Annotated in this window: 4 protein-coding genes; 3 read left to right on the forward strand and 1 reads right to left on the reverse strand. The window is 68.5% G+C overall.

All coding sequences use genetic code 11. The features are described 5' to 3' along the window. On the forward strand, window positions 1–390 hold a 390-nt coding region (locus DKL51_RS02110; RefSeq protein ID WP_133255736.1), incomplete at its 5' end, for a carbon-nitrogen hydrolase family protein. 1,092 nt (window positions 391–1,482) lie between these two features. Next, the gene (locus tag DKL51_RS02115; protein ID WP_109947944.1) at window positions 1,483–2,121 is read left to right on the forward strand and encodes a class I SAM-dependent methyltransferase; all 639 of its coding nucleotides are present in this window, start codon (window positions 1,483–1,485) and stop codon (window positions 2,119–2,121) included. A 288-nt stretch (window positions 2,122–2,409) separates the two neighbouring features. Here the strand turns inward: DKL51_RS02115 and DKL51_RS02120 are convergent, their stop codons facing one another. Then, the gene (locus DKL51_RS02120; RefSeq protein WP_109947945.1) at window positions 2,410–2,793 is read right to left on the reverse strand and encodes a VOC family protein; all 384 of its coding nucleotides are present in this window, start codon (window positions 2,791–2,793) and stop codon (window positions 2,410–2,412) included. Window positions 2,794–3,103: 310 nt separating this feature from the next. Between DKL51_RS02120 and DKL51_RS02125 the strand changes: the two genes are divergently transcribed. After that, complete coding sequence (locus DKL51_RS02125) at window positions 3,104–4,306, forward strand: MFS transporter (RefSeq protein ID WP_109947946.1); 1,203 nt, start codon at window positions 3,104–3,106, stop codon at window positions 4,304–4,306. The last annotated feature ends 396 nt before the right edge of the window (window positions 4,307–4,702 follow it).

Consider the following 4,702-nt stretch of genomic DNA (forward strand, 5'->3'; position numbering starts at 1 on the left):
GGCGGAGAGTCGGTGTTCACCGCGGGTGACACCTACCCGGTGTTCACCTACGAGGGTGTGCGATTCGGCATCAACATCTGCTACGACACGCAGTTCCCGCAGGCAGCGGCCGCGGTGGCGGCGGGTGGGGCGCAGGTGTTGCTGGTGCCGGCGCAGAACATGATGCGCCGCGAGAAGGCATTCTGGTGGCAGGCCCGGCACAACGAGATCCGCGCGCGACGGGTCCAGGAGACGGGCATGTGGCTGATCTCCGCCGACGTCACCGGCGAACGTGACGAGTCCCGGATCGGGCTGGGCCCGACCTGCGTCATTGACCCAGTCGGCCAAGTGGTGGCGCAAGTCCGCACAGGGACGACCGGAATGGCCACCATCGAGATCGACCCGCCGTAAGTCGCCCACCACCGACTTCGCTCCAGTCGGCTGGCGGCAGATCCGGATACCCGATCTTGTTCTAGGGCCGGCTCGACGGCTCGACTGCCGATTGCAGATGGCGGGAGATGAATTCACGCCAGAGAGCGATGGCCGTGGGTTCGGTCTCCGCGTGCGTGCCGACGTAGCCAGCGAGTTGCTTGTCCTTTGACCCCAGCACGTCGAACAGCGCCAGCTGACCATCCCTGGGGAAGATCTCGTCGTGCCACTGGACGTGGAAGAGGACCGGGCAGTGATGCGCCGGGCATCCCTCGCGACGCGTTCCGGCGCCGCCATTCCCTTGTGCATGGCGGTCCCCTGCTGAAGACCGAACTTGCCGAAGACCACGCACCGGAACCGGCTACCCATTGCGGCCACGACAGGCAGACCGAACCGTGTCCCCATGGACATGCCGATATATGCGAGCTGGTCGGCGGCAGCGAGACCCGAGGCCGCGATGGCGTCCGCGGTCGCCCGCCAGTCTTCTGTCATCCGGTCGAGGACAATCTCGATTCCCGCTTCGGCGATGCGGGATTGGTACTCCGCAGCCGACAGCGCAGGAGACACGCGATCGCCGTGGTAGGGGCCGTCGATCGCGACCGCCGCGAGGCCGGCCTGCGTCGCGAACCATCGGGCGAGCTCGACGATCCGGCTGCTTCGCTTGTGCCCGCTACCTCCGTGGCCCAGCAGGACCAGTGGAGGCGGGGTGGACAAAGAAGCCGGCAGCCAGAGAAGGCCAGGAACAGTGCCGGTCGTCCGGGTTACGTGGAACGACCGCTCGACGACGCCGTCGACCACTCGATATTCGAGCCACTCGATAGCCGGGTGCATGAGGTCATCCCACCAGCCCGATCATCCATGCAGGTATCCCGGTCGTACCTACAGCACCCGGTCGCCGCGGTTCCGGATGTGGCCCCTGATACACGGTATGGCCGGTGACCAACTGTAGGCTGGCGCGCACGACCTGCGGCAGATCCGTGCACGTGATCATGAGCTGGGGACGAAGTCGCGCAGATCGATCATGGTGTCGGCCAGACCGACGCCGCTGGCCGAGTCGGGGCTATCGTGCAGCGCATGCGCGTTCCCGGTTGGCTCGACGACACCCGGACCTCCTACGACACGGTGGCGGTCAGCTACGCCGACCTGCTGCGCGACGCACTCGCCCGCGAACCGTTCCAGCGGGGCATCCTCGCGCTCTTCGCCGAGCTGGTCCGCGCCCAGGGGAACGGGCCGGTCGCCGACGTCGGCTGCGGCCCCGGCCGGATTACAGCCCACCTGCACGGCATAGGCCTGGACGCGTTCGGCATCGACCTGTCACCCGCGATGATCGACGTGGCCCGGCGGGACCATCCCGGCCTACGCTTTGAGGTCGGCTCCATGACGCGCCTGGAACTGGCCGACGATTGCCTGACCGGCGTGCTCGCCTGGTTCTCCCTGATCCACGTCCCCGACGACGAGGTACCGACGGTCCTTGCCGAGTTCCACCGGGTGCTACGGTCCGGCGGGGTCATGCTGCTCGGGTTCCACGCCGGCGACGGCAGTCGGCTTAAGACGGAGGGCTATGGCGGTCACCCGATGAATGTCTACGTGCACCGCCGCCCACCGGATCGGGTCGCGGCCTGGCTGGACGCCGCTGGCTTCACCGTCGAGGCCGAGATGATGCACCGCCCAGCCCCGAAAGTCGAGGGCGGGTTCATCTTCGCCCACCGGTGAGATGGGCGGAGGCACCCGTAATCGCGGCCCGAGACGCGCCGGACGCCTACCCTCGCGAAGGGTCTTGTCCTGTCCGGGTCTCGGTGTCAAATGCTCAAGCCGGAGCGTTGTCCCGCTGTGTTCCAGTGCACGTTTCCCAGCACGACCAGGCTGGCCGCAGCCCCTCCTCCGTCGCGTGCCGTGACGCCCGATCGGCGGCAAGCTCGTGCACTCGACCAGCGTGGATGGTACGGGGACGGGCCCTCGCCATTCCCACGCGACGCCCTCGAACTCGCACTCCTTCACGCATCACGCGACGCAGAACTCGTTGCCCTCGGGATCCTGCATGACGACGTGTCCCAAGGTGTCGCCGTACCACTCCTCGCGGAGCACTGTCGCACCGGCGACTACCAGTTCGGGCACCTTCTGCTGGATCAGTCGCGCACGCTCGACCATGTCCCAGTGGCCCGGGCCCGCCACGCGGACGTCGATGTGCATCCGGTTTTTGGCGGACTTGCCCTCGGGTACCTTCAGGAAACCAATGGCGGGTCCCCTGCCCGCCGGGTCGACGATGGACGCGTTGTCGGGCTCGTCAAAGCCAGGCTCCTTGACGTATCCCAGGGCAAGCGCCCAGAAGGCAGCAATCCGCTGGGGATCGTCGGCATCGCACCCCAAGGTCCAGTAGATCGCCATGGTGCCAACGTACGGGGGCCAGGACGTGCTGTCATCGGCATGACCGCGCGCCTCGCGGCTTGACATGCCAGTGCGCTTGGTCTTGCCCGCGCAGGGGCGAGCCGCCTCGGCGCAGCCTGCCGACGTCGCCGCCTGTGGGTGATGACTTTTTGCCGGGCGATGCCAGTGAGCAAGCCCTCTTCGGCCTACAGGTGCCCCAGCCAGTTCGCCCTTCGATCCTCCATCTCCCGGCACTCAGCCGGCTCCCTGGGCTTCGTGATCCGGTCCGCCAATACAGTGTGTCTCTTGCCGAGGCTGAGAAGGAGTACGCGTGCGTGACATCCCCCGCATCGTCTGGACCCTCGCCGCCGGTCGTTTCGTCAACGCCGCTGGCACGTTCATGTACTTCTACCTGTTCCTGTATCTCACGGGCCCCCGTGACCTGCCGATCGGCTTTGCGGGGCTGATCAGCGGTGGGTTGGGTGCGGGCATGCTGGTCGGCAACTTCACCGGCGGCTGGTTCGGCGACCACTTCGGTCACCGCCGGGTCCTGCTGGTCTCGTCGGCCTTCGTCGGGCTGGGCACCCTGGCCATCCCGTGGCTGCCGACGGCAGCCCTCGCGGTGGGCATGCCGCTGCTGGGCTACGCCGGCGCGACCTCGGGAGTGTCGCAGGGCGCGCTGGTTGCCCTCGCCGTGCCCGCCGGAGACCGCCGGCGCTCGGTGGCGGTCACCCGGGCCGCCTTCAACGCCGGCTGCGTGATCGGGCCACCGCTCGGCGCGCTGCTCTCGGCGTACGACTTCACCTGGCTCTTCATCATCGACGGCGCCGTCACCCTGCTGGTGCGGGCGGCGACCGCGCGGCTGCTGCCCACCGAGCCGCCGCCGGCCCCGCGCGGAGGCCGGGCCCACGGCCTGTGGCGCAGCGTACACGCGGACCGCGCCCTGCTGTTCCTGCTGCCGGCGATCGTGGTCGTGGACGTCGTTTATCGGCAGCTCTACTCGACCCTGCCGGTCTACTTGCGCGACCACGGTCAGCCCATCGGCCTCTACGCGGCGCTCATCGCCCTGGGCTCCGGCATGATCCTCATCCTGGAGATCCCGGCGACGATGGCGCTGCGCAGGCTGCCGGCGCTGAGCATCATCGGTGCCGGGTACGCCCTGGTCGGACTCGGCTTCGGGCTGTTCGGCCTCGGCACCGCCAGCTGGCTGGCCGTCGCCGCGATGGTCGTGCTCACGGTGGGGGAGATCCTCTACAAGACGACCGCCACCGCGCATGTGCTGGACGCCGCCCCGCCGCACCTGGTCGGCCAGTACCAGGGGCTCTACACCGGGGCTGCGACCAGTGGCAGCATGCTCGCCCCACCCCTCGGCGCCTTCGTCTACAGCGTCGCCCCCGCAGCGCTCTGGCCGTTGTGCGCGGTCGCCGCCATCGGGGCCGGCGTGCTCGCCTGGCGTTCCGCTCGGGTCGCAACGCCGAGGCATGAGCCGGCGCTGGCCGCCGCGTCCGATCCCGCGCCGAAAGCCGCGGCGTAGGCGCGATCCACGGATGTAACGGCCGCTCACCGACGAAGAGCTGGGCAGGGTGACGGCCCCGACCCTGGCACTGCTCGGTGAAAGAAGCCAGATGTGCGACGCCCAGTCGGTGGCCGCCTGGATCCGGGCGCAGATCCCCGACGCACACGCCGAAACCGTCCCCGAAGCCGGCCACGACCTTTCCGTCCGCTGTCCCGCCCTCGTTGGCGACCGGACAATCCAGTTCGCCGCCACTACCGCTGCAGGAGCATGAGAGCCACCCGCTCATCGGCTACTTAGAGACTTCCTGCAGGATCGATGTCCGGCCAGACTCGGTCCAGGTGCTCGGCGAGACGCTCCCACATTGCGGCTGCCCACCGGTGTCATTGGTGTGGCTCTCTCATGGCCTGCGGTCTC

Source organism: Micromonospora globispora (assembly GCF_003857015.1).
In the GTDB taxonomy this organism is placed as follows: domain Bacteria; phylum Actinomycetota; class Actinomycetes; order Mycobacteriales; family Micromonosporaceae; genus Micromonospora; species Micromonospora globispora.